Source organism: Holdemania sp. Marseille-P2844, from assembly GCF_900120005.1.
GTDB lineage: Bacteria > Bacillota_I > Bacilli_A > Erysipelotrichales > Erysipelotrichaceae > Holdemania.
Genome location: NZ_LT635453.1, coordinates 170,519 through 195,405, shown reverse-complemented (window position 1 = coordinate 195,405; position 24,887 = coordinate 170,519). Strand labels below are relative to the sequence as shown.

Below are 24,887 nucleotides of genomic sequence, written 5' to 3'. Positions count from 1 at the left end.
CCCTGTCAAATCGAATATAGAGTTCAGATTTCATTAGAAATCTGTCTTGCTTTGTTCCATATTTCTATGGAGATTAACAAGAAACAAAGCGCACATCCTGGACAATGAGCATACCGAGTTTTCGTAGCTGGGTGCCGAGTTCTTTAATATCAAAGCAGACAAGGCGGTTGTGAATGTCAACGTTTGTTTGGTGGTTAAACACGTTCAAACTGCCATTTACATAGAGTTCCAATGCCGACGCGATACGCTGCGCTTCCTTTTCCGGCTGCTTCTTGATTTCATTGTAGAGGTCGCCCAAAATCGGCATATTCTCCGGCTTCGGGTCTGCAAGGTAGCTGCGGTACACGCTGATAACGGCGCGGTCAATCAAAGTCTTTTCAACCGCTTCCAGCCCGTTTTTGCCGCCCATAATCAACTCGCAAAAGGAAAGGATAAAATCGCTCTTTAAGGCTATGGGCGTGTCGCCCTCGCTGTAATTGAGGTTTATATCCATCGGGTTAATGTACTGCGTGCTGTTCTGCGAAACCTTGATAACCTGCCCTTTCAGCCGTTCCACAAGGGGGTAATATTCCGCTTCCGGGTCGCAAATGATAATATCGTCTGCGGTAATGAGAAAAGCGTTGGTGATCTCGCGCTTTGCCGAAAAACTCTTGCCGCTGCCGGGTGTGCCGAGTATCAAGCCGTTAGGGTTCTTCAGCCTTTTCCTGTCGCACAAAATCATGTTATTCGATAATGCGTTTAAGCCGTAATACAACGCTTCGCCGCTTTGGAACAGCTCTTGTACCGTAAAGGGGACGAAAATGGCGGTGCTGGAAGTCGTCAAGCCCCGCTGGATTTGGATTAGGTTTTCGCCCAATGGGATAGAGGACATAAGCCCCTGTTCCTGCCGGTAGTCAAGGCGGGTGAGCATACAGTTGTATTTCTGTGCGATACTTGCGGCCTGAAATACGTCGTTGTCCAATTTCTGCTTTGTGTCTGCCACATTCAAAACTAACAGCGTAAGCAAAAACATTCGCTCGTTCCGGCTCTGCAAATCCCGCAAAAGGTTTTTCGCTTCGCCGCCGTAGGTGGCAAGGTCGGACGGAATTATATCCATATCGTAGCCGCTGCGGATTGCCTTTTTCTGTTCCTCGATTTTCATACGGTCAAGGTCGGTGATTTTCCGCTTGATCGTCTTGATCGCTTCGTTGTGGTCGATACTCTGAATGTGCAGATTGACGACAATCCCGTTTTCCGCTTCCATGAAGTCGGCAAGCATACGGTCTGAAAGTTCCGGCGCGGCAATCTGCAAAAAGGAAACCGCGCCAAACTTCCCGCCCATTTGAAACATTCGCCCGTCGCCAAAACGGAAAGAGGACGGGGCAATAAAGTCTTTGACGGAAAGGCCGCTTACGGGTAGCCATTCCCACGCAAAGTTGAAGCGTTCCCCGTCCGGGTGGAAAAGCCCATGCAGCACTTCAAGCCGCTGCTTCCCGTCCAATACCCGCGCCGCCGCGCCGATCACCTTAAAATGGTTGAGGGTGTCCGTTTCGATACGGGCAAGCCGCGCCCGCGCCGATTTAATATCTTTTGCTTCAATGGTAAAGGTGAGAAACTTTGTCTTGATAAGCCCGTTGTTGCCGCGTTCAAGCTGTGTTTGCAGCATTTCGGTGTATTCGGCTCTGATACTGTCAAAGTCGTCATTCTGTGGGGCAATCGTGATACTGCTCTTGAAATCCTCCTTGTTCGCATGGCGGCTGATTAAGGAAAGCTGCACACTGATAGAAGCGTCAAAAGAGTTATACATATCGCAAAGGGCTTCAAAAATGGCGGTCTTGTCGTCCGGCTGCGCAAGCTGATAGTTAATATCTTCAAACTCAATGCACTTGGAATACCGCCCGTTTGCAAGGCGGCAAATCCCGTCCTTATACATTCGTTCAAACGGTATGCTGTCCTGCGCCGTATGGGGCTTCCCGTCGCCCTTTGACTGCCGGATAAGCGCGTCGATCTGTTTCTTTTCCTGCCGCGTAAGTTTACGCTTTTTGTTTTGGGTCTTTCCCTTTTCCTTTGACAATCGCCCGTACCTCCTTATCTAATCGCTCCTGCCGCGCAAGGGCGGTATAAAAATTGTTGGTCTGATAAGGTCGCTCTTTGGGGCGAAGAAACTTCACTTCCACAAATTGCCGTATAATCACTTCCAGCGGTTGCCCGTTCTTCTCGTACATAGCGAGTAGGAACATGGGCAGCATGGCAAGCACCATGCACAAAGCCGCCGTTGTCGTTCCCGCGCTGTCCTTTGTCAAAAAGAATAGCGGTAGCCCGATAGCCACCGCCGCGCCGAAACAGAGTAATTGTCTTTTGGTAAGGTTGAACATTACCTTGCTCTTGATTTTGGTTAAATCCTTTGGGACGGTTACATACGCCATTTCAAACCTCCTTTCCGGCAAACCGTATGTCGCTTTTGATTTCATTTCCCCATACGTCCCAACCAGGGGTATGCTGCCTTGCAAACAGTTCAATACGCGGTAGGTCGCCCATAAGGGCAAGTATCTTTTCCCGCGTTATATCCGGCTTTTTGCTGTGCTGCTCAACAGGGGAAATAATAAATTGATGTACCTTGTTTGATTGTCGCTTCGGGTGTCCTTTGGTAGCAAGCAAGCAGATTTCCGCATTTCCTCGCGTCCAAAAGCCCAAGCCATAAAACCAAGTGGGCGATTTCCGATTTTGCTTTAACCATACAAAGGCAACGGATTTATAGGTAAATCCCCAAGCCTTGATTAACTGCAACGCTTCTTTAAGCTGCGGGAACGTCGCCCATAGGAATAAAATACAGTCCTTATCCGCAATTTCTTTGACGGGTAAAGCGCAAAGTTCCTCAATACTCATAGTGGGATAGTGCTTTTCCGCTGCGCCCTGTACCTTGCTTCTCGCGTATCTCCAAGGGGGATCGGCGTAAATGATTTTGTATTTCTTCATCTGCACCCCCTTAATGCGCGCTGAATACGGATTTTGCAAGGCTTCCCGTTTTGAAAAGCGTAAAACACAAGAGGACGGTATAGCCCATGCAAGACCAGATCGCGCCGGATATGTCATCGGTTGCTGCGATTGTCTGTATCAAAACCGCATAAATACCGACGCACACAAGAATTAGAAAAGCCTGAAAACCGAGGGCAAGCAAGGATTTTAAGTAGTTCTGTCCCATGCCGCCCCATTCACGATTTACCATTGTCGCAACGGGGATAGGGGCGATACTCGTTACAAGGTATATTTCAATCATGCGCCCGTACACCACCAGCATGATACAGATAGACAACGCTTTCATGGTAAGCCCCACAAAGAGTGATTGAAACCATAGCCCCAAAAGCCCGCCGACGCTCATAGCGTCCAGCTTTGCTTCTATATCGGTGATAACGGTTGCAATATCTATGCTTGTGTCGGATATGATAACGCCCGCGCTGTCGTTGACGACGCTCTGTGTAATGTCAAATACGCCCATGACGATGTTCCAAGTATTTGTTACCAGCAGCACCGCAACAAAGGTTTTGAAAATCCACTTGAAGAAAATCCAAGTGTCGAGATCGTGCAGATTGTTTTTCTCAATTACAAGCTGGATTAGTTCGTAGCACATGACAAAGGTAATGATAACGCCCGCAATCGGCACAATGACGTTTTCCGATAGGCTGCGTATCATATTGAATATGCCCGCGTTCCACCCGGCGGGGGTTGTGCCGACTTGCGTTGCGATTTCTCCAACCTCTGTATTTACGCTGTCGAACAGCCCGGAGAGATTAGAGAGTATTCCGTCTGTCAAAATGCCGCGAAACCAATCTTCAATCATCTGCCATATCAAAAGCTAATCCCTCCTTTCCCGCGCCCTCCCGCGTGAAGCGGGAGAGCGCGGCGGGTAGTGTTAGTTTGTGGCATTATCCAAACAGGCCGGAGAGCAGCGGGACAAGGGTAAGGCCGATAAGGGCAACGCCGCCGCCCGCCATCAACTGTTTCATGCCCTGCGACTTCGCGCCGGGGTTATCGTTGCCGTACCCCTCCATGAGGTTAATGCCGCCCCAAATGCCAAGTCCTGCGCCAAGCGCGATTACCAAAGTCTGCAATACGTCAACTGCGCTGTTGAAAAAATCCATATAAACCTCGCTTTCTGCCGCTAAAACGGCTCAAAAAATGTTGTTGGAAATAAAAATGCCGCCGTTTTTATTCGGCGGCTGCGTCCTCGTCGGACAAATCTATTTCGTATATGTCAAAGGGTTCGTCGGGCTTTACGATTGCCGGACGGGTGGACATATACCGTTCAACGTCAAAAGCGTTTTTCTTGTCGAAGTCGGAAAGGTATTTGTAGTTCGGGTGCTGCGTTATATCGTACTTATCGCTGAAAAAGGGGCGCACGCCGCGCAACTGCAAAATACATTTTCCTCCGTCCATAACTGCGATTTCGTCCTGTGTCATCAACTCCTTTCCCAATTTCTGATAATTGAGGCCATGAGAAACCTGCGTGCCGCGATTTTCGGAAGTGTTGAAACTGTCGATTGTTTCACGTCCCAAGTTCTCCGAAATATCCTTTGCATTTTTCCCGCGCCCTCCCAAAAACAAGGTGCTGTCGGCATTGTCAAGTATGATTTCTGCCGCGTCCTTGTAAATGGCTTTTAGCTGGCTCTGCGATTGCAGAATGATAGAAGCCGAGATTTCCCGGCTGCGGATTGTGGCAATCAATTTTTCAAACTGCGGGATTTGTCCAATGTTTGCAAACTCGTCTAACAGGCAGCGAACATGAACCGGCAGCTTGCCGCCGTATTCGTCGTCGGCCTTGTCGCACAAGAGATTAAATAACTGCGATTGCAGCATAGCGATAACAAAATTAAACGTGCTGTCCGTATCGCTCATAATCAAAAACAAAGCTGTTTTTCTGTCGCCTAACGTGTCAAGTTCTAATTCGTCGTAGGACATAAGATCGCGCAATTCCTTTATATCAAAAGGAGCGAGCCTCGCACCGCAAGAAATGAGGATTGATTTTGCGGTTTTGCCCGCCGCCAATTTATATTTTCGGTACTGCTTCACCGCGAAATGGTCGGGGTCGCGTTCTTCCAAGTCGGCAAACAGCAAATCGACGGGGCTTTGATATTCCTCGTCGTCCTCGCGGGCTTCGCTGGCGTTGATAAGTTCCAACAGGGTAATAAAGTTCATTTCCTCGGCGGGGGCTTCGTACCAGATGTAGCCCACCAACGCGCAATACAAAAGCCGTTCTGCCTTTACCCAAAAATCCTCCGCGCTTTTTTCTCCCTCACCTTTGGTATTCGCTATCAACGTATTTACCAGCTTCAAAATATCTTTCTCGCTGCGGATATACACAAAGGGGTTGTAGTGCATAGATTTTTTGAAGTTAATCGTATTCAGTACCTTAATGCGGTAGCCCGCCCGTTGCAGCAGCTTCCCGCACTCAATCAAAACCGTACCTTTCGGGTCGGTTAAGACGTAAGAGGAATGAAGCTGCATTAGATTAGGTTTGACAAAAAATCTTGTTTTTCCGCTGCCGCTGCCGCCGATCACGACGACGTTCTTATTTCTCGCGTACTTCGGCTGCTTCGGGCGGCTGTTCATGGTAAGCCGTTCCGTCTGCGTCAAAATGATGTTGTTTTGGAAATCCGGGTCTATGTAGGGCTTTATATCTTCGGCGTTTCCCCATCGGGCAGAGCCGTACTCCGCGCCCTTGCGGTATTTCTTCGCGTTTTTCCCTTTGACATAGACTATCAAGCGGATAATCACCGCACCGACAATGCCGACAAGCAAATCCAACGGGTAAACGCTCGGCAAGGCGTTTTCAAAGGCTGCGGAAAATCCTTGTGTGATATTCAGTATCTTTGCAGAAATATCCGCGCCGGGGGCAAGCCGCACCGCCTGTCCGACTTTATCAAAGAGATAGACAAAGAACACATAGGGGATATTCGGAAGTATCAGCTTTTTGTAGTTGATCTGCTTCATATCTCGCGCCCCCTGTCCATTTTCTTTACCTTGTCGCGGGCGGCGTTAAGCTGCTTCGCCTTGTCCTTTGCAGCGGCAAGGGCTTTGCGGATAGAGGGCTTTTTCTCCCGGTTCAGCTTCTTTGCGGAAAACTCTTGAAACGCTGCGGTCATAACGTCCGCGTCCCGGCCTTTGAAAAACACAAGGTAACGGGTCTGCTCGCCCTTAACCTTTTTTAGCGAAAAATCTATGTTGTATTTCTTCGCCGTACTCTCAAAGGCTTTAATATTGCTGTCGGTGATCTCGATGTTGGAAACACCCGCGTTCTGCTTCATAAGCTGCCGCATGGTCTGTTTCCCATGCGCGGGTTTGCTTTTCTGCTCCAAAAACTTTTGGATTGCTTTCTGTAACGCCTGTTCGGTAAGCCGCGCCGCGCCTTTTCCCACTTTGACGTATAGGGCAATCGTTTTTTGGGTTACTTCCTCCTGCAAGGTATCAACTCCTTTCCCGGTAAAGTGCGGCTATGCTCATTCGCCGCCGTATAAGTCGTGATTGACAAGGGCGGTATAGTAGCTGTCAATGGTACTCGGCGCGTTGAACAGCACCGCTTTTAGATACTGCTTGATGTTGCGCACTTTGGTTGTGTTCTCCCTCATGCAATCCAAAACAAACTCAATATGGCTGCTGTTCAGCTTCAAAAACTTGGATTTCACCAATTCGGCGGGGTAGTCGTCCCCGGCAATACGGATTGTCTTTCGGGCTGTGCAGACGGTTTCCAGCATAAGGTCAACAATCTCGTCCAAACGGTCTTTGTCAATTTTGCAGTTTTGAATGAGATGGTCGTATTCGATATTGTCCTTGATAATCTCCCTGTAAATCTCTACTGCGCTATTGCTTTTCGCTTCCGTTCTTTTCCTTTCCGGCGGCGTAGCCGCTTCGCCATGCGCAAAGGGCAAGGGGTTTAGGGAATGGAAAGGAATGGAATCGGTACTTGATAAATCAGTAATTGATTGTTCTTTACTTAATATATCTTTATTTAATTGCGTTGGATTTTCCAACGTAGGTTTTTCCTGCGTAGGTTTTTCCAACGTTGGATTATCCAATGTTGGATTTTCCAATGTAGGTAAATCCAATATAGGCGGCTGTCCGCCGCTGGTAGCTGCTTCCGGCTCTCGCGGCTGCGGCTGCTCGTATATGACGTAATCTGCGCCCCGCAAGCGTCCCTTTTCGTCGCGCTCCCGGCTGCGCACGATATATCCGGCTTTTTCGAGTTCCTTTACCGCTTCGCGGATTGCGTCGATCTTCTCCCGGTTGATATGGGATAAGCCCGCAAGGGTATAATCCCAATCTTCGGGCAGCGAAAGCATTTGCGACAACAAGCCCTTTGCCTTTAAGGACAATTCCTTGTTTCGCAAGTGGTGGTTGCTCATAACGGTATATCCCGTATTTCGCTCCACTCTGAAAACTGCCATATTTCCTCACTTCCTCTCTTGGTATGCGTGGACAATTAGAAAGCCGTTTTCGGCTGTTTTGGTATTGCAATATGCCCTTTGCCGTTTTCGCGTCTGCAAAGCCGCATGGCACAAGGGCTTTTGCCCGTCTATTTGTCCATGCTGGCGTGCGTTTTCCGCGTCCTTTTGCCGGGGCAATAGGGACACTCTTTGAAAACGCAAAACTCATATTTCCACCCGGGGCGGTAGAAACGGCAAGTGCCGCAATCTTCATCATCTCCGGCACAACCGGATTGATAGCGGTCAAATCCCGGCTTCTGCTGCATGAGCAATTCAAACGCCCGCTGCTTGCCCTTTGTGAAATACATTCCGGCTGCACCTCCTTTCCTGCGGGCATAAAAAAACGGCGTTACTTTCTCCCCCAAAGGGGTTAAGGTAACGCCGTTTGTGTGCGTATTCAGTTTTTAACACATTCCCTGTCTATCCGCTGTCCGCAAAACCATTGATTTTATTAGCTTTTTGCCGCTATCGCTATCACACCTCATTATTCAACAGACCCGATTGGAAACGAATGATTGAGTTGGTCGAGAACGATAAGGTTGGTATCATCATTGCCAAAGATATGAGCCGTATCGGCAGAAACTATCTGGAAGTTGGTCTTTACACCGAAATGCTTTTCCCCGAACACAATGTCCGCTTCATCGCTGTAAACAGCGGTGTGGACAGCGCCAATCAGCAGGACAACGACTTTACTCCGTTCTTGAATATCATCAACGAGTTCTATGTCAAGGACAGCAGCAAAAAGGTCAAAGCGTCCATGAAGCAGAAAGGCGAATCCGGTGAGTATCTGACCACCAACCCGCCCTATGGCTACACGAAAGACCCCGACAATCCAAAGAAACATTGGATTGTGGACGATGAAGCCGCAGCCGTTGTTCGTCAGATCTTCGCATGGTGCATGGAGGGCTACGGCCCCTCTCAGATCGCTAAGAAGCTGAAGAAAGCAAAGGTGGAGTGTCCTACGGTTCATTGGATGAAGATGGGACGAAATGCTCCTGCAAAGACACCGGACAATCCTTACGATTGGGCACCACGCACCATCACCGGCATACTGGAAAAGCAGGAATACCTTGGGCACATGGTCAACTTCAAGACACGCAAGCAGTCGTACAGGAGCAAAAAGAAACTCGAAAATCCTCCCGATCAATGGAAGATTTTCGAGAACACTCATGAAGCCATTATTGACGAAGAAACCTTTGCCCGTGTACAGGAACTTCGCAAGAACAAACGCAGACCTGCCAGAACAGGCAAGACCAATATGTTCTCCGGTCTCGTCCGCTGTGCCGATTGTGGTGAAAAATTGTACTACTGTACCAGCAACAGTTTTGAAACCAGACAAGATCACTTCGTATGCTCCACTTCCCGTAAAAAGGGCAAGGAAGTCTGCGACACCCACTTCATCCGTGCCGTGGTACTGGAAGAAGGTACGCTCCAACACCTGAGATTGGTTATCCAATGCGTTGCCGATTACGAGGATGCGTTCCGCCGAGCGTTGGGCGCAAAGCGAAGTGACGAAGCAAAGAAAGAGCTTTCTGCCAAGAAACGAACCTTGCAGAAATCCGAAAACCGTCTGGTAGAACTGGACAGATTGTTCAAGCGTATTTACGAGGACATGGTAAACGGAAAGCTGTCCGAAGCTCGCTTTCAGATGTTATCTGATGATTATGAGCAGGAGCAGGCAGACCTGAGAGCTAAGATTGAAATGCTTGAAAACGAAATACAGAATCAAGAAGATCAAGCGGAGAATGTTGATAGGTTTATCCGACAGGCAAAGAAGTACTTGTACTTGGAGAAGCTGACACCCACTATTCTGAACGATATGGTCAACGCCGTATATGTTCATGCACCGGATAAGTCCAGCGGACACCGAGTGCAGGATGTGACGATCAGCTACAACTATATCGGCATACTCCCCGCCGATTTGCTCTATGACGTTATAAACGGAAAAGCGGCATGATTACTCATGCCGCTTCCCGAAAACATTATTATACTGTTTTATTGGACCGCCCCATCAGCCAGGGTTTTTGTAAAATATAAATCTTCAGTCTTATCGTAATCGTCCGATTTTAAAAGAAATCGTCGTCGCTCTGCGACTGTGCGACTTCCCACAGCCGAATTCCATCTTTCCCAGTCTGCATCACCGTGCTCAGATCCAGATCACCAGCTTCCCGCAAACCCAGCAGTTCTAAAAACAAAGGCAGGTTAACACCGCAGATCACATCGACCTGCCCCGGCTTTAAATAGCGCGTCGTCTTGTGCGCCGGTGTTCCCGCAAACAGATCCGTCAGCACCAGCACGCCGTCGCCGCTGTCCAGTTCCGCGATCGCCTTACCAATCCTTTCCTCAAACGCCTCGCTGTCATCAGTCATCTGATAGCCTAAAGCCTGCACCTGCGGCAAATTCTCACCGAAAAAAATTGAAGATGACTGCAGCATGCCTTTCGCCATATCGCCATGGCTTAACAATAAAATTCCCTTCATGGTCTGCTCCTCTCATGGAACCTCCGTCTAAATTAACCAGAGATTATCGTTAAAATTAAGATTTCCACATTGATCATTATACTGGTTTCTGCTCTTTCTTCTTTTCAAAATTTGATCGGTTCATAGATTGAATCCTGAACGTAATTTTATGGTCATGACACTTTATTTGTCGGTTAACCAAAAGACAATTTTATTTTAGTCTGTTTGAAGAATTACAGATTTTATTCTTAACCGTTAATTTTTGACGGAGTGAGTTTTCTAAGCTGATCATGGAAATCGACCAGCGTATTCATCTTTTATGAAACTAAGATTATCCGATCGACATCCTTCTCCTTTAATTTATCTAAACAGGCTTCATCCGTTTCCGTTAACGCTCATCTCTGATTCAGTCTGTCCTTCAGGGTTAATTTTCCCTTTCACCCTGTGCTATTCTTTATTCTATGCCTTTTTTTATCTGCTACATGTTCATTTCATCCTGTTTGATACGCATCTTGACGATTACATCACTGGTGTCCTTTAAATAGTCCATTTGCTTTTCTCCCTTGGCTTCTCTCCTTCAATTAGTCATGAGAAAATGAAAATTGAGCATGACTCTCCGCTTGATGCTTTGAACCGGAAAGCTTTTTCAGTTGATCATGAAGATCTTTTGGGGTATTTATTCTATTTAAAACTTGGACGATCTGATTCACTTCTTCTTCATTTAAACTGTCCAAATCTTTCTCATCACTTTCCGTTAATTCCCATTTCTGCCGCAGTAACTCCTTCAGCAAGGAAACTTTCCCTTTTACGATTCCTTGAACCATCCCTTGTTCCATCCCTTGTTCCAATCCTTGTTTCATCCCTTGTTTCACGCCTTTCTTTACACCTTTCCGCATCCCTTTTTTTATGCCTTTTTTATACACCGTCTTCTCATCCATCTCGTCGTATTTCATCCGCATCCTGGCTATTGCATCACTGGTGTCCTTTAAAAAATCCATCCGTTTTTCTTCCATCATTCGAATAACCTCCTCTTTCTCTATCAATTCATGAATGATCTTCTGCTTTTTCGGATCCCGGCTGTATCGAAGCATGTACGTCATCTTGTCTGAGATCCGCCATTGTTCTGTCGGAATCCTCTCCAACGCCTGTGTTTTTTCCATCTCGATCCAAAGCGTTCGGCAGCGTTCCTTCGGCATCCATTTGCTTGTTTTTTCGTTGGTATACCGGTGGTAATGCAAATATTCACGACTCGCTTTCATCTCCGGCATCCGCCTGGTAATCATGATCTGAAGCACAGGAATAAAATCAAAGCTGCCGCCCACTTCAATCTGATCGGAAACCATCCTTGAGGCATAGCCCTGCGACCGCAGCGATAACGATTCCGCCATCCGATAATTCTGCATTTCTAAATTTACCAGCATCGGCTTTCCCTGATCATCCTGGATCCTCACCATGACGTCGTAGCGGACCCCTTTCTCCCGGAAGTTTGCCTTCACCGGTTCTGTCGCTTCCGATCCTATCCACACAATCCGCCGATGAAGCAAATCCGAGAGATACATCGTCAGAATCTTTCGGGAAACCGGATTCTCCGCGTTCATCACATGACGGAACACGTCGTTATCCCGATAATCAAGAGCGGCCAGACTTTTTCTAGCCTGAGCGCGGGTCAGTCCCGCCTGCTGTAATTGTTGATCGGAAATGTTGAGAAGTAAGTTACTTTGTTTCATATTCAGGAGCCTCCTAATATTAATATTGCGGAAAATCAGGAAAAGCCCCCTAAAAGAATTGAAATTTGTAAAAATACTTTTTTGAGTTAATCTTTCTGAGCTTATTATAACTCAGTACCGTTTTGTTTTCAATTTCATTTCTCTATTTTAATCACGAAAAAGAACGGATTTTCATCCGTTCCCGTTCTGAGTCTTGCTTACGTTTACCCTAAGATTAATTTTGTCAGATCCGTCGGTTCAACAATTTCGCCGTCTTTGTAAACGCGCATATTGCCTGACGCAATTTCATCAATTAAGATAACTTCGCCGTTATAATAACCGAATTCAAACTTGATGTCGTACAGATCAAGACCTTTTTCCGCCAGCGTGTCTTTGACAATACCGGAAATCTTCTGCGTCATCGCCTTCATCTGTGCATACTGATCCAGCGTCATGACCCCAATCGCTTCCAGACCATCCGGCGTGATCAGCGGATCACCCAGATCATCATCTTTCAGCGTTGTTTCCACATAAGCGTTCAGCGGTGTGCCGCTTTCCATATAGGCGCCATAACGACGGATGAAGCTTCCGACCGCACGGTAACGGCAGATGACTTCCAGACCTTTGCCGAACACCTTCGCCGGCAGCACTTCCATTGTCGCATTGTCGATATCCGCACTGACATAATGTGTTTTCACACCTGCTTTTTTCAAAATTTCGAAGAAATAAACCGATACTTTCAGATTTTCGCGGCCAATGCCTTCAATCTGCAATCCAACGGTGTTGGCTCCCGGATCGAAGACGCCGTCGGTGCCCGTGCAATCGTCCTTGAATTTCAGCTGGTAGTTGCCGTTGTCTAACGCGTAAACATCTTTTGTCTTTCCAGTGTAAACTTTATTCATGCCTTTTCCTCCATATAATGCAGAACTAGTTTAGCACAGTTATGCCCATTCGGCACAAAAATTTACCGCAATCTGCCAGATTTTTCTTTCCTTTTTTATCGTTTTGGCACCGCGCAGTTAAAGAAAGCGATTTCCACATTTATACCAACCTTTTTCGTGTCTTTGTTCAGACTTTTTTGTGATGAAAGTCGGGATGGAACCGGGGATCCCGGTAAAAGGCCGCCAACAGAAACACCGCCATCAAGATCCAGGCAATCGGTTCGGTATAACATACGCCCAGATACCCCAGAGCCGGCGTCAGCAGCAGCGTCGCCAGGATCTTCACGACCATCTCGATACAGCTGGAAAAGATCGGCGCCTGACTTTTTCCCAATCCCTGCAGCGCGTTGCGGTAGATAAACAAAACCGACAAAGCATAGAAGAAGAACACGTTGATTTTAAAATACTGCCGGGCGGTGGCGATGACCTGAATCTCCTTCGCGTCCACCACCAGCGCCAGGATCAAGTCAATTCCCCAGAAGGAAATGAGGATGCAGAACGTCGACCACACAAAGCTGATCGCCGTGCAGCAGTGCAGCCCTTTGCGGATCCGTTCGAGCTTCCCGGCCCCCAGATTCTGTGAAACATAGGTTGTTGCGGTAACGCCGATGCTGATCAGCGGCTGCATGAACATTTCGATCACCTTGCGGGAAGCAGTATGTCCGGCGATGATCACCGACCCCAGCTTGTTGACGGCGCTTTGCAGAATGACCGAGCCGATCGAAACGATCGAATTCATCAAACCCATGGAGATTCCCAACGACAGCTGCGCTTTCAGCATCTCTCTATCCCAGCAGAAATCCTCTTTTCCCGGAATCAGAAAGCTTGTCTTTTCTTTGATATACAAGACGCAGAGCACGACGGACAGAGCTTGGGAAATCAACGTCGCAATCGCCGCGCCGCCGACGCCCATCCGCAGGGTCTTTAAAAATACATAGTCCAGCACAATGTTGGTCAGCGAGGCCAGAATCAGAAAATACAGCGGAGTCCGGCTGTCGCCGTAGGAACGTAAGATACTGGCGGCCATGTTGTACATCATCGTGATGATCAGCCCGCCGTAAATAATAAAGATATACTCAACTGACATTCCCATGATTTCTTCCGGCGTCCCCAACAGCTTCAGTACCGGAATGCCTGTCATAAGCGCAGCGATCGTAATGCCGAGAACAAAGATCACCCCCAGCATCAGCGTGCCCGCTACCGCTTTTCTGACTTTCCCCATGTCTCCAGCGCCGACATACTGCGCGATCGGAATCGCAAAGCCCTGCGCCAAACCGATATTCAAGCCCAAAACCAGACCGGAAACCGAAGCCGTAGCGCCCATTGCCGCCAAAGCGTCCACCCCCAGAATCCTGCCGACCATCATCGTATCGGCCATATTATAAAATTGCTGGAAGACATTGCCTAACAAAACCGGCATCGCAAACATCAGGATCAGTTTCAGCGGACTGCCTTCCGTCATTCGATTATGCATTCTTTTCCCCCTTCCGATTTACAAAATCCAGAACATTATAGCCTACCTGATCTGCGCCCACAAGCTTTTTCTGAGCATCGCTTAAACATAATTAATTTGAATTGAGTATCCTGCGGCGCAAAATGGGTCAATAGTAAAAGTAAACGCAGGTAAAGAAGAAAATGTGTATCGGGGCAGAGTAAAAGGAGAAACAGAGTAAAAGGAAACAAAAAAAGAGCCAGATAATGAGGGAAAAGTGTTAAAATATCCGTAGAAACCAGATAAAAAAGGGTACAAGAAAAGATATTTAGCGAAATGCAATTTATTTCGTTGAGTAAATGCAGGTGCTAAATTCGTTCTTAGGCTGGCTTGTCAATGGATCTCCCTGTGTCTATTCTTTATTTGTTGAACAAACCCCGGAGGGAAAGGCAAACGCTTTCAGGAGCGATGGAAACAAGCCCTAATTTATCGAGCGTTTCGTTCCCGAAGAGAAGACTGAATAACTCAAGAGGCGAGTGATCATTCAGTCTTTTTCTTTTATAAGAATTGATATGGCTTGAAATGAGGTTCAATTCATCTTGTGTTAACTGATCGAAAGATGATCCTTTAGGATAGAATCTGCGCAACATTTCATGGTTATTCTCGCAAGTCCCTTTTTGATAGGAAGCAGCGGGATCACAGTAGAATAAACGAGACCTGGATTGATGGAAGGCATCGTTTTCAATCGCCGTCGGATTGGAGAATTCGGAGCCATTATCCGTCAGGGTGACTTCAAATATTTTCTTGAATAACTCAGGACCGAATCGTTGTTCATAAAGTTGATCCATCTGTTGAATTGTAGCTTGAGAGGTATGGTGGTCGGCCAGGAAGTATAATTGAAGATTGCAGGACTTGAAGAGAAACGTGAGAATCACCTTACCGCCTTTAATCCCTTCAACAGTATCCATCTCTACAACGGAGACATCCGGATGAGCTTGAACGAAGTCCAGGTAGTCTGCATAAGTTCGGTGAATCCGACATTGACTATCGACCTTATGTTCTTTCCGCCCTGATTTTCTAGGTTTTAAGCGGCACTTTCGAGGCAAATCTAAATTTTTGATACCGGGAAGCAGGTTGGCGTCAATGAGATTATAAATGGTTTTCTCATGACAAGGGAGAATATCAGCTTTAACCAGACAAGCATGATGTACGGATTGTTTATTCTCTTTAATAAGCGGAGTAAGCTCCCGCTGAATCAAAGCCAATTCAGCTTCGGTTAAATTAAATCCAGAACGGGTTTCAACGAGCCTCTGCCGATATTCCTGGTGGGCTTCTGCTGCCTTATAATCACGTTGTTCCAGGGAGCAGCGCTGACGCTGCCGACAGCCATTACAAACATAAGGAGGATGAGAGAGAGAAGGACAGCACTCTTTTTCATAATCATGACAAACCCGGAAACAATGACCACAAAAACGACAATTCCCCTTTTGAAAATGGCACTGAGGCTGACAGACAAATTTTAGCCGGCATTCAAAGCGATGGAGGCAATCGTTCATCATGCGAGACTGAGGGTAAGAAGAACGATCGCGAATCAGCAGATGATTTCGAATCTCGCGGGAGAGCGTGGTAGGACTCTTGGAAATCAAACGAGCAATCGTGTTGAAAGAAGAACCCTGATTCAACTCGGATTGAATCGTAATCCGATCTTGCAAAGTTAAGTGGCTCATAATGAGGACTCCTATCTGGACAGGGAGATACAAGATGACTATAACTCATTTGCACGAGTAAATGCAGTCCGCGTCTTTGCAAAAGTAAATGCAATTTCTTTTTGTCTTAAGGCTGCGTTTACTTTTTCAATTCACTTGCGGCGCAAAATGAAAACTGCCGGATTTTCGGCAGCTCCTGTGGAAGTCATGCGACATCGTTTTTCCGTTTCGATCAGGCTGTTCAGTCAAATCCCATTCGTTTTTCACTGAACACTCTGTCACTTTTTAATGCAGAATCCAATACAACAGCGCAATCAATAAAATCGCTAATTTAAACATTCATCATCACCTTTCTGTTAGTTTGTGTCATTTTCACTTAAGAATACGGAAAAAGAAGTCGATTCCAGGCTTCTCTTTAGTCTATTCCATTCATTAGAATTCGGTTCGTGAACTCGTCCTGCATGGCCGGGCGGAATTCCTCATTCAGACAGCTGCCAAAACAGCCGCCCTCTCTCTATCCATAAAATAACGGAAAAAAGCGCCGCTGTCAACGCGAAAGCTTCTTTTTATTTGCCGCCTTTTCAGCATCGCTGTTTTGAAAATTGAAATTTCCTGAATTCAAAAAGAGCTCTGTTTCTTCTTTCTACTTATCACTTTTTAGGGATAAGCAGACCTGTCTGACAAGAAGAAATATCGATGAAATTTAATGTAAAATGAAGTGCATCACAAAAAAGCAAATCAGATATTACGGACTGATCCCAATCTCTTTTATTTTGAACTTAATTTTTCCACAAGCAAAATGGCTTTTAAGACAAAAATAAGCGAAAGAAAAACAGGAGTTTTACCCTGCTGACAAGGGATATCCCTCTCAATCAGTCTGTTTCTCCTGTTTTTCATTATACTTTTTCCGTGAACTCATACTCATAAGCCAAAGTTTACTTCAAGCTCAAAAACCTTTCCAAACTTTCGTTGAATAGCGATGGCTTTAAGAGAACTAAGTCTTTCTGAATCTTGCTTCCAGTCCAACGTCTCAACTTTCTGATTATTATTCAGTGTGAATTTCTGTCAAAGACACCTTTTTTTCTTCAATATCCATCAGCGTCAGCCGCGGATTTTTTGTTTTCAGAAACTGCGCAGCCTGGATTGCGTTCTTTCGGTCGCTGACATTTACACCCAGATTTCGATCCTTCAAGCCCAGAATCAACATGCTATTGCGGGCACTGCCGCTGGCATACGGACTTTCCGTAACGGATGCGACGCTGCAGGACACAATCTCTCGAATCGGAATGACATGTCCCTGACGGCGGTACCAGAAATAGACAGTATCTTCTCCCAGCCACAGTGTATTCAGCTGCCGCACAGGTCCCAGCGACTCCGGCAAGTTCTGCATCATCCGCTGGATTCCTCTCCATTCCAGAAGAAGCAAAAGCAAAACGCCCAGTGTCACCAGCCAGAAAATCACAGCGATCCCGATCAACACCGGTTCCTTCCATTTCAGTACCGCGCCGGTGATGACCAACGATATCAGTACAGAAGTGATCAGATAAAACCGGAATCGGCTGAAAACATTCTTAAAACAGGACTGTCCCCATTCCTTGCGGGTCATGACATTACTTTCTTTGTCTTCATTGTCGCATACTTTCCTTGAATTTCACTCAGAAGTCAAATTTTAAAACCTATAACTGAGCGGAATCGCGGAAGCAATGTCCTGCGATCTAAAAAAAAGCGACCAGAAATTAAGTTTCTGATCGCTGCGAAATTCAACTTTCAAACTGACTGTTAAACAGCTTGGCATAGAAGCCGCGCGCCTGAAGCAGTTCGTCATGCGTCCCGGACTCGATAATGTCCCCGTCCTTCAGTACCAGAATGACATCGGCGTTTTTGATCGTCGACAACCGGTGCGCGATGACAAAGCAGGTGCGTCCCTTCATCAGTTCCAGCATCGCGTCCTGAATCGCCATTTCCGTGCGGGAATCGACGTTGGAGGTGGCTTCGTCCAGGATCAACATCCGTGCGTTGGACAGCATTGCCCGGGCAATCGTCAACAGCTGCTTCTGGCCCTTGGAAATATTCACGCCGTCATCGGTCAGCACGGTCTGATAGCCCTGCGGCAGCGTTTCCACAAAGTCATGGATATGCGCCTTCTTACAGACCGCGATCACTTCCTCCAGTGTCGCGTCTTCGCGGGCATACGCGACGTTTTCCTCAATTGTGCCCTGGAACAGCCAGGTATCCTGCAGCACCATCGTAAACGCCTTGCGCAGACTGTCGCGGGTCAGATTGCGGATCGGATAGCCGTCGACCGAGATCACGCCTTCATTGACGTCGTAGAAACGCATCAGCAGATTGATAATCGTCGTCTTGCCCGCGCCGGTCGGACCGACGATCGCAACCAGCTGGCCCGGGTCGGCATGCAGACGCAAATCATGGATAATTTCTTTTTCCGGTGTGTATCCGAATTTGACATGATCAATATCAACCATCCCCTTCGTGTCGATCAGAACCTTGGCGTCCGGAGCGTCCGGAATTTCCGATGGCTCATCCAGCAGCCGGAACACCCGCTCCGCCGCAGCCGCCGCGGTCTGCAGCTCTGTGATGATGTTGGCTGTTTCATTGATCGGACCGGAGAACTTCCGCGAATACATGACAAACGAGGAAATGTTGCCGATCGTGATTTTGCCCAGAAGAAACAGAATCGCGCCGAACATACTGATTAAGGAAAGCGAGAGGTTGTTGACGAAGTTGACGGAAGGCCCCATAATACTACCCTCATAGTCCGCGGTGTAGTAGGCCTGGCTGGCGTCCTCATTGCGGCTGTCATACTTCGTGATGATCGTATCTTCCTGACCATACGCCTTGATCGTCTTGTTGCCTGACAACATTTCTTCCGTAAAACCGTTCAGCTCACCCAGCTTGCGGGAACGCCGGCGGAACAGCGGCTTGACTTTAATCATCCGATAGCGTGCAAACACCAGCGTGATCGGGACGGTGATGACAAAGACCAGCACCAATATTGGCGCGATGGACAACATCATCAACAACGAGCCGACAACCGTGATCACCCCGGTGACCAGCTGCAGAATATCGCTGGACAGCGAGGTGTTGATTGTGTCGATATCATAGGAAATTTTGGATACGATATCGCCGGTCTGGTTGCGGTCAAAATAACTGACCGGCAGCTCCAGCAGATGCTCGAACACCTGCCTGCGCATCCGGTGCGTGATCTTCTTTGATACCTGCAGCAGAATGATCTGCAGGATGTAGGTCAGCACGCTGGATATAACATAGAAAAGGATCATCAGAACGCAGTAATAGAGAACCTTGTCAAAATTAACTTGTCCCGGACCGCCGATTGCGTCGATCGCGACGCCGGTCAGCTTCGGGCCGTACAATGCGAGCACGTTGGCGACGATCGTCGTCACACATGCCAGTAAAAGCAGAAACTGAGATTCCTTTAAATATCCGATCAACCGTCGGATTGTCGCTTTTCTATTCAAGCAGCGCACCTCCCATCTGGCTGTCGCTGATTGACGAGTAAATCTCACTGGTCTGCATCAGCTCGTCATGTGTTCCGCGGGCCACGATTTTTCCCTGATCCAGCACGAGAATCTCATCCGCGTGCATGATGCTGGAAACCCGCTGGGCAACGATCACCTTGGCCGTATCGGCAAAGTGCGTATTGATTGCCTTGCGCAGCCGGGCGTCGGTTTCATAATCCAGCGCCGAGCTGGAATCGTCCAGCAGCAGAATCTTCGGATTGTTGACAAACGCTCGGGATAAGAATATCCGCTGGCGCTGGCCGCCGGAAAGGTTGGTGCCTTTGGAGTTCAGCTTATAATCAAATTCATCGGTCAGACTCTTGATAAATGGCCGGGCCTGAGCAATCTGCGTCGCTTCATCCAGCAGCTCGTCGTCGATCGGTCGGCCGAAAGCGATGTTTTCGCGCACGGAATCCTGAAAGATGAAATCGTTCTGCATGACGATGCCGTATTCCTTCCGCAGATCCTTCGGATCATAGCTGCGGATATCGCGGCCGTGAATCCGGATCGTGCCGCTGTCTGCGTCGTAAAAGCGCATCAGCAGCTGCAGAATCGTCGACTTGCCGGAACCGGTTGCGCCGATAATCCCCAGCGTCTGGCCTTTTTTCAATTCAAACGTGATGTCCTCGACGTTATCCTTTACGCCAAGATAGGAGAAATTGACATGATCAAATTCAACGATCTTGTCATTGAGCGGAGAATCGTCGGCGATGATTTCCATTTCATCGTGGGCCTGAAGCACTTCCTCAATCCGGTTTGCGCTGGCGATGCCCTTGGAGACCATGACGAAGATTCGGCTGATCGACATCATCGCGTTGGTAATGATCGTAAAGTAATTGGTGAAGGCGATGATCTTGCCGGTTTCACTTAGTCCCCCGTTGACCCGCCACGCACCGACGAGAATGACGCCGACCAGTCCAAGGTTCATAAACAGGTTCATCAGCGGATTGATCGCGGCCATCCGGGTATTGGCTTTGAGTTCTTCGTTCGCCAGTCCCATATTGACTGTTTCATAACGCTTTTTTTCATGATCCGCTTTGGACAGTGCCTTGATCACGCGAATGCCCTGGGCGTTTTCCCGCACGACGGAAATCATCCGGTCCTGTGCCCGCTGAACCTTGGTAAACATCGGAATACCCTTGGTCGCTTTGGAGTAAACCAAAAGCGTGATAAACGGCAGCGTCGCCAGCATCACCAGCGCCAGCACCGGCTCCATTATCAGCGTGATCACAATTCCCCCGATCAGCAGGATCGGCGCGCGGACGCCCATTCGCTGAATCATGCCGATCATCCGATGGACATTGTAGGTGTCGCTGGTCAGACGGCTTTCCAGCGATGGAATCGTAAATTCATCCCCCTTGCGGCACGACAGTCGGATCGTTTTTTCAAACAGATCATGCCGGATGTGAATCGTGGCGTCCCGGGCTACGCGCGAGGCAAGCCGATTGGCCTTAATGTCAAAAATCCAGCCCGCGATGGACACGGCGATCATGATCAGACCGTAAACTACAATCCGCTGAATGTCCTTCGTCGGCACGATCGTATCAATCACATACGCCAACAGATACGGCAGAAGCAAAACCGCCAGCGCCCCCAGCGTCTTCATCAAAAAGCTGATCGACATCTCTTTCAGCAGCGGTTTCAAGTATTTCTTCAAGAGTTCCATAACAGATTCCCATTCCCCCTCCACATACTTAGTTTCCTTTATCAACAGTTAGCAAGCTAAGCTTTTCTCTATCATTATACCAGTCCGCGATCAACTTTCCAGTTCAAAAATAGCATTCATCAAAAGAAAATAAATGAAACAAAGAATTCAAACTTCCTATTTTAACGGTAAATTCATAAAAAAACGGACATTCATGCCTGAACATCCGCTCTTTCTTCGATATTGTTAATCTTGCTTAGTTTGCGTAAGCCGCCGCCTGCTGGCCGGCGATCCGTCCGAAGACGATAATATCCGCCACCGCGTTGCCGCCTAAACGGTTAGCGCCATGCACGCCGCCGGTGACTTCGCCCGCTGCGAACAGACCCGGAATCGGATTGCCGGAAGCATCCAGAACTTCCGTGTTTGTGTTGATCTTCAGACCGCCCATCGTGTGGTGAACGCCCGGAGCCACTTTGATCGCATAGTAAGGACCTTCGTCCAGCTTGTTCGCGAAGCTGGTCCGGCCGAATTCTTCATCCTTGCCGGCTTCGACGCAGGCATTCCACTTGTCCATTGTTTCAACTAACGCCGCGCCGTCAACGCCCATTGCCGCCGCTAACGCTTCAACGTCGGCGCCTTCCACCGTCAGGCCCTGCTTGATGTATCCCGCGATAACGCTGGAAGCTTCGACCATCTTGTTGTCGACGATCAGCCATGCAAATCCGCCCGGCTGCGCAACTTCCGCTGCCGATACCGCATCACGCGTGCCGACTTCGTCAAAGAAACGCTTGCCTTCGCTGTTGACCAGAATCGCACCGTCGCCGCGCAGACCTTCTGTGATCAACGCGCTGGTTTCCTGAGAAACTGTCGGATGGATCTGGATCTGTTCCATATCCACGGTATCTGCGCCGATGGCCGTTGCCATCACGATGCCGTCGCCCGTCATGCCCGGAGCATTCGTACAGACAAAGCCTTTATAATCTGGCTTGTATTTCAGAACCATTTCCGTATTCGCCGCAAAACCGCCGGTCGCCAGAATAACTGCTTTGCCGGTATACGTCGTATCGCCAGCCTTAACGCCGGTAACCTTGCCGTCAGTAACGACTAATTCCGTCGCCGCCGTTTCCATTACAAACTGAACGCCTTTGTCTTCCGCTGCTTTTGTCAGCTTCGGAACCAGGTAAGAACCCACTGCGACTGTCTTGCCTTCGTCGTTGACCGGCTTGTGAATCCGCTTGACGCTCGCGCCGCCGAAGCTGCCGACCTGCGACAGGTTCGCGTCGATTGTCTTTAACCATTCAATGCCGTTCTTCGCTTCATTCGCCAGAACTTCAACTAAAGCGTGATCGTTCAGGTTCTTGCCGCCGACCAGCGTATCCAGCATAAACAGCTCTTCGGTATCAAAGTAACCTGTCGGATTGGCTTTGTATTCTTCATACTGCTTTTCAACCGTGGCTGTCAGCTCCGCTAAATCCGGATAGTTTTCCTTCGCGCTCGCCAGCATCTTTTCGACGCCCGCGTCTTCCGCGAAATCATTCTTATCCTGTTCCGGTGTATTCGCCGCGTTCATGCCGCCGGTAGAACGCGTGGTGTTGCCGCCAGTCATCGCTGCCTTTTCGATCACGATAACCGACTTGCCTGCGTTTACAGCTTCAATCGCCGCTGTCATGCCCGCTCCGCCGGCGCCTACGACGATAACGTCAGCTTCTGTCGCCGCCGCCTCCGGAGTCGGTGTTGCCTCATTGCCGTCGTTCTTCGGCGTGCTGGAGCAGCCCGCCAGAAGCATCAAGCTGGCAAGAGTAAGAGCAACTAATTTTTTCATTTCATTCTCTCCTTTGCAAATGCTTTTGCGTTTTTATAGTAATCAATTTAAGCCGGAGAATCAAGAAATTTTTCACAAATTATACACAATTTACTAAAACCTGTTGCTTCGCAGCTTTCTTTCATAACGAAAGGAAATTAATAACGGATTATTGAGTTATTAATCTTCGAATTTACGACGTTCTGCTAACGAATGATTTTGATCAAAGCCTGACAATGCAGCTCCGTTACCAGCTGCCAGCCCAGCCGACGATAAAAGCGCAGCGTTTCTGCGACGTCGTCGCTCAACAGGATTTTCTGACGAACTTGCGGGTATCTGTCCGACATGGTTTTTAAAAGCAGAGTTCCCCATCCCTGATTCTGAATCGACGGGTCGACGATCAGATCCTGAATATGGAGGATTGTTTCACCATCGCCCACCGCCCGCACAAACCCCATCAGCCGGTCTTGTTCATCGCAGAGTTCAAGCACGCAGAGCGAGTGATCGAAAGCGGGTTTTATCCGTTCCGGCTGACTTAAATAGGCCGTCCAGCCGACAGCTTCATACAGCCTCAGAATTTCGTTTTCCCGGCCTGAACGCAGGTTTTGAATGATCATGGCGAGCCTCCTTTTCTTATCAATCCAACAACGCCGATCAGTTTGACCGCTGGCGGTTGGATTGCTTTGGCGTTTGGACAGTCAGTTTCAGTTTATGCTTGCCGCTTCGGTTTCCCGCAGGAAGTAAAAGAAAGAACCGCGCCCGCAGTTCTTAGTTTTCCATTTTCCTCTGCGCGCTTTCCAAAGCCGCTTTCAATTCATCATAATCCGAAAAGACCAACGTCCAGTTCAGCCAGCGGAAGACTTCCTGCCAGGTTTCCAGGCGATATAAACCGAGCGGACATTCGATCAGCACCGCAAGCAGCAATTCCTGATAAGCCGGTTTTCGTAAATCCGTCAGCTCCGCGGCGTTCACTTCATTTTTTAAAAAGATCAGAATATGCTCAATCGCGCTGTTGATCCCGAAAACTTCCATGCCATTCACCTGTCTTTCCCTGTCTGTCTCAAAAAGTAGACTTTACCTGACGATTGAAATATAATTAGAATTACTGGAAAAACCTCTCATTTTTGACATAATCAGGACTGGTGCATAAAGTCTACTTTTTCATCCATTTCCTGGAAATATGCACGAATTTTTTCGATTTCATAAAAAAAGATCCGTTTTCTGATCCCGGATCTTTCTTCATTTTGTTATAAAGGAGGTTCGCTCAGTCCTGAACTGACGATTATTTGACTTCCTGAATATTCCCGCTTTTATCCGCCAGAATGACGCTGACATTCAGTTTGTTTTTGACCACCTTCGGAATCTCGCTCCATTGCTTGCGGTACACTGAAGAATCGTTAAAAGCGACGCTGTATCGAACGGAGCTGGCCGTATCCTCACTGATGTCTTTCAGAATCGCGTTGATCTTCACCGGCAGAGGCTGCCGGCGGCCGCGATGCGTTCCCTGCACTTCGATAATCCAGGTAATTCCGTCTTTTTCCGCCTGAATCTTGTTGGGAAACTCTGTGGTCTGCCAGCCGCGTTCATTCAGCCAGGCCGCTAAAATCCGCCGCAGATCTTCCGTATTCCGGCTGCTTTTCAGCATTCGGTCGCGGCGTTTCTGTTCCTCGCTCTTGGCTGGCCGGCCGCGTTTTTTCGGCGGGAACATCGCTTCCCGGTCATTCAGATTATCGACGTAATACCGCACGCGCAAATGCGAACCAAAACCGGTCTGTCCCTTCGGCCGCTGCAGAATTTCATCACCCTGATACAACAGTTTGTAAATTGCCTGACAACAGGTCGGCATTGTCGCATGTTCCGGCGACACCTCCTGATGCAGCTCTTTGGAACTAATTTCTATCCATTTCTCCCCTCGATCATGCGCCTCCTGCTTCTTCTGTTGAAGTATTCTTAAATAATCGTTGATTCCCGGACCCTTCATCCTTATTCACTCACTTTCTTTACCTTGACAGCGTCATTATAGGGGTTGGGGTTTGTCGAAATCCCGCGTAACGTGTCGTTGTATGAAAAATAGTTGATTTATAAGGATTTAACCTCTGGAAATCGCTTATTTTTCCTTTGTTTTTCAGGTAATCCTACATCATTCTTTCAGGCGCAACGGGATCCAGGCGGTGGAAAACAAAAAAACCGGGTCTTCAAGA

21 protein-coding genes and 1 pseudogene are annotated in these 24,887 nt (G+C 48.1%); 2 read left to right on the top strand and 20 right to left on the bottom strand.

Translation table 11 applies throughout. The features are described from left to right. Positions 1 to 94: 94 nt before the first annotated feature. From BQ7364_RS13515 to BQ7364_RS13480, 8 genes and pseudogenes are all read right to left on the bottom strand, one after another. Positions 95 to 2,053, bottom strand: a pseudogene (locus tag BQ7364_RS13515) (VirB4-like conjugal transfer ATPase, CD1110 family); the annotation flags it as partial. Then, positions 2,013 to 2,405 (bottom strand): PrgI family protein, encoded by a 393-nt coding sequence (locus BQ7364_RS13510; protein ID WP_002604479.1) that lies wholly within the window; start codon positions 2,403 to 2,405, stop codon positions 2,013 to 2,015. The pseudogene BQ7364_RS13515 and the gene BQ7364_RS13510, both read right to left, overlap by 41 nt. Before the next feature lies 1 nt (position 2,406). Then, complete coding sequence (locus BQ7364_RS13505) at positions 2,407 to 2,955, bottom strand: MT-A70 family methyltransferase (RefSeq protein ID WP_002604480.1); 549 nt, start codon at positions 2,953 to 2,955, stop codon at positions 2,407 to 2,409. Between the two features lie 10 nt (positions 2,956 to 2,965). Continuing rightward, entirely contained in the window at positions 2,966 to 3,817 is an 852-nt protein-coding gene (locus tag BQ7364_RS13500) for a VirB6/TrbL-like conjugal transfer protein, CD1112 family (protein WP_003502113.1), read from the bottom strand. Positions 3,818 to 3,902: 85 nt separating this feature from the next. Then, positions 3,903 to 4,118, bottom strand: coding sequence for a Maff2 family mobile element protein (locus BQ7364_RS13495; protein ID WP_002604482.1), 216 nt, complete (start codon positions 4,116 to 4,118; stop codon positions 3,903 to 3,905). A 67-nt stretch (positions 4,119 to 4,185) separates the two neighbouring features. Then, on the bottom strand, positions 4,186 to 5,967 hold the full coding sequence (locus tag BQ7364_RS13490; RefSeq protein WP_002604483.1) for a VirD4-like conjugal transfer protein, CD1115 family: 1,782 nt from the start codon (positions 5,965 to 5,967) through the stop codon (positions 4,186 to 4,188). Beyond that, entirely contained in the window at positions 5,964 to 6,437 is a 474-nt protein-coding gene (locus BQ7364_RS13485; protein ID WP_002604484.1) for a PcfB family protein, read from the bottom strand. The genes BQ7364_RS13490 and BQ7364_RS13485 overlap by 4 nt, the downstream gene beginning before the upstream one ends. Before the next feature lie 36 nt (positions 6,438 to 6,473). Continuing rightward, a complete protein-coding gene (locus BQ7364_RS13480; protein WP_002604485.1) occupies positions 6,474 to 7,418 on the bottom strand; it encodes a DUF6017 domain-containing protein in 945 nt (314 codons plus the stop codon). Between the two features lie 23 nt (positions 7,419 to 7,441). Here BQ7364_RS13480 and BQ7364_RS18205 point away from each other — a divergent pair, with 23 nt between their 5' ends. Both BQ7364_RS18205 and BQ7364_RS13470 read left to right on the top strand, forming a co-directional pair. Then, the gene (locus BQ7364_RS18205; RefSeq protein ID WP_173018957.1) at positions 7,442 to 7,831 is read left to right on the top strand and encodes a hypothetical protein; all 390 of its coding nucleotides are present in this window, start codon (positions 7,442 to 7,444) and stop codon (positions 7,829 to 7,831) included. Positions 7,832 to 7,899: 68 nt separating this feature from the next. Then, positions 7,900 to 9,414 carry a recombinase family protein gene (locus BQ7364_RS13470; protein WP_234973186.1) on the top strand — a complete coding sequence of 505 codons (1,515 nt, stop codon included), beginning with the start codon at positions 7,900 to 7,902 and terminating at the stop codon, positions 9,412 to 9,414. A 109-nt stretch (positions 9,415 to 9,523) separates the two neighbouring features. On the opposite strand, the gene BQ7364_RS13465 is transcribed toward BQ7364_RS13470, so the two are convergent. The 12 genes from BQ7364_RS13465 to BQ7364_RS13410 all read right to left on the bottom strand — a co-directional run bounded on the left by BQ7364_RS13465 (position 9,524) and on the right by BQ7364_RS13410 (position 24,667). Then, complete coding sequence (locus BQ7364_RS13465; RefSeq protein ID WP_072685219.1) at positions 9,524 to 9,937, bottom strand: PTS sugar transporter subunit IIA; 414 nt, start codon at positions 9,935 to 9,937, stop codon at positions 9,524 to 9,526. 560 nt (positions 9,938 to 10,497) lie between these two features. Continuing rightward, positions 10,498 to 11,643: a hypothetical protein gene (locus tag BQ7364_RS13460; RefSeq protein ID WP_072685218.1), complete on the bottom strand. Its 1,146-nt coding sequence runs from the start codon at positions 11,641 to 11,643 to the stop codon at positions 10,498 to 10,500. A gap of 203 nt (positions 11,644 to 11,846) precedes the next feature. Beyond that, the gene (locus tag BQ7364_RS13455; RefSeq protein ID WP_072685217.1) at positions 11,847 to 12,524 is read right to left on the bottom strand and encodes a phosphoribosylaminoimidazolesuccinocarboxamide synthase; all 678 of its coding nucleotides are present in this window, start codon (positions 12,522 to 12,524) and stop codon (positions 11,847 to 11,849) included. A gap of 166 nt (positions 12,525 to 12,690) precedes the next feature. After that, entirely contained in the window at positions 12,691 to 14,037 is a 1,347-nt protein-coding gene (locus BQ7364_RS13450) for an MATE family efflux transporter (RefSeq protein WP_072685216.1), read from the bottom strand. A 377-nt stretch (positions 14,038 to 14,414) separates the two neighbouring features. After that, positions 14,415 to 15,722 carry an IS30 family transposase gene (locus tag BQ7364_RS13445; RefSeq protein ID WP_072685215.1) on the bottom strand — a complete coding sequence of 436 codons (1,308 nt, stop codon included), beginning with the start codon at positions 15,720 to 15,722 and terminating at the stop codon, positions 14,415 to 14,417. A gap of 1,024 nt (positions 15,723 to 16,746) precedes the next feature. Further along, a complete protein-coding gene (locus BQ7364_RS13440) occupies positions 16,747 to 17,307 on the bottom strand; it encodes a hypothetical protein (RefSeq protein WP_072685214.1) in 561 nt (186 codons plus the stop codon). 154 nt (positions 17,308 to 17,461) lie between these two features. Further along, complete coding sequence (locus tag BQ7364_RS13435; protein WP_072685213.1) at positions 17,462 to 19,207, bottom strand: ABC transporter ATP-binding protein; 1,746 nt, start codon at positions 19,205 to 19,207, stop codon at positions 17,462 to 17,464. Then, positions 19,191 to 20,906, bottom strand: a complete 1,716-nt coding sequence (locus BQ7364_RS13430) for an ABC transporter ATP-binding protein (RefSeq protein ID WP_072685212.1) — start codon at positions 20,904 to 20,906, stop codon at positions 19,191 to 19,193. Before BQ7364_RS13430 ends, BQ7364_RS13435 begins: the two co-directional genes overlap by 17 nt. Positions 20,907 to 21,141: 235 nt before the next feature. Further along, the gene (locus tag BQ7364_RS13425) at positions 21,142 to 22,707 is read right to left on the bottom strand and encodes a flavocytochrome c (protein ID WP_072685211.1); all 1,566 of its coding nucleotides are present in this window, start codon (positions 22,705 to 22,707) and stop codon (positions 21,142 to 21,144) included. 185 nt (positions 22,708 to 22,892) lie between these two features. Beyond that, positions 22,893 to 23,303, bottom strand: coding sequence for a GNAT family N-acetyltransferase (locus BQ7364_RS13420; protein ID WP_072685210.1), 411 nt, complete (start codon positions 23,301 to 23,303; stop codon positions 22,893 to 22,895). A gap of 151 nt (positions 23,304 to 23,454) precedes the next feature. After that, positions 23,455 to 23,718, bottom strand: coding sequence for a hypothetical protein (locus BQ7364_RS13415; protein WP_072685209.1), 264 nt, complete (start codon positions 23,716 to 23,718; stop codon positions 23,455 to 23,457). A gap of 250 nt (positions 23,719 to 23,968) precedes the next feature. Further along, positions 23,969 to 24,667, bottom strand: coding sequence for an AT hook domain-containing protein (locus BQ7364_RS13410; protein WP_072685208.1), 699 nt, complete (start codon positions 24,665 to 24,667; stop codon positions 23,969 to 23,971). Between the last annotated feature and the right edge of the window lie 220 nt (positions 24,668 to 24,887).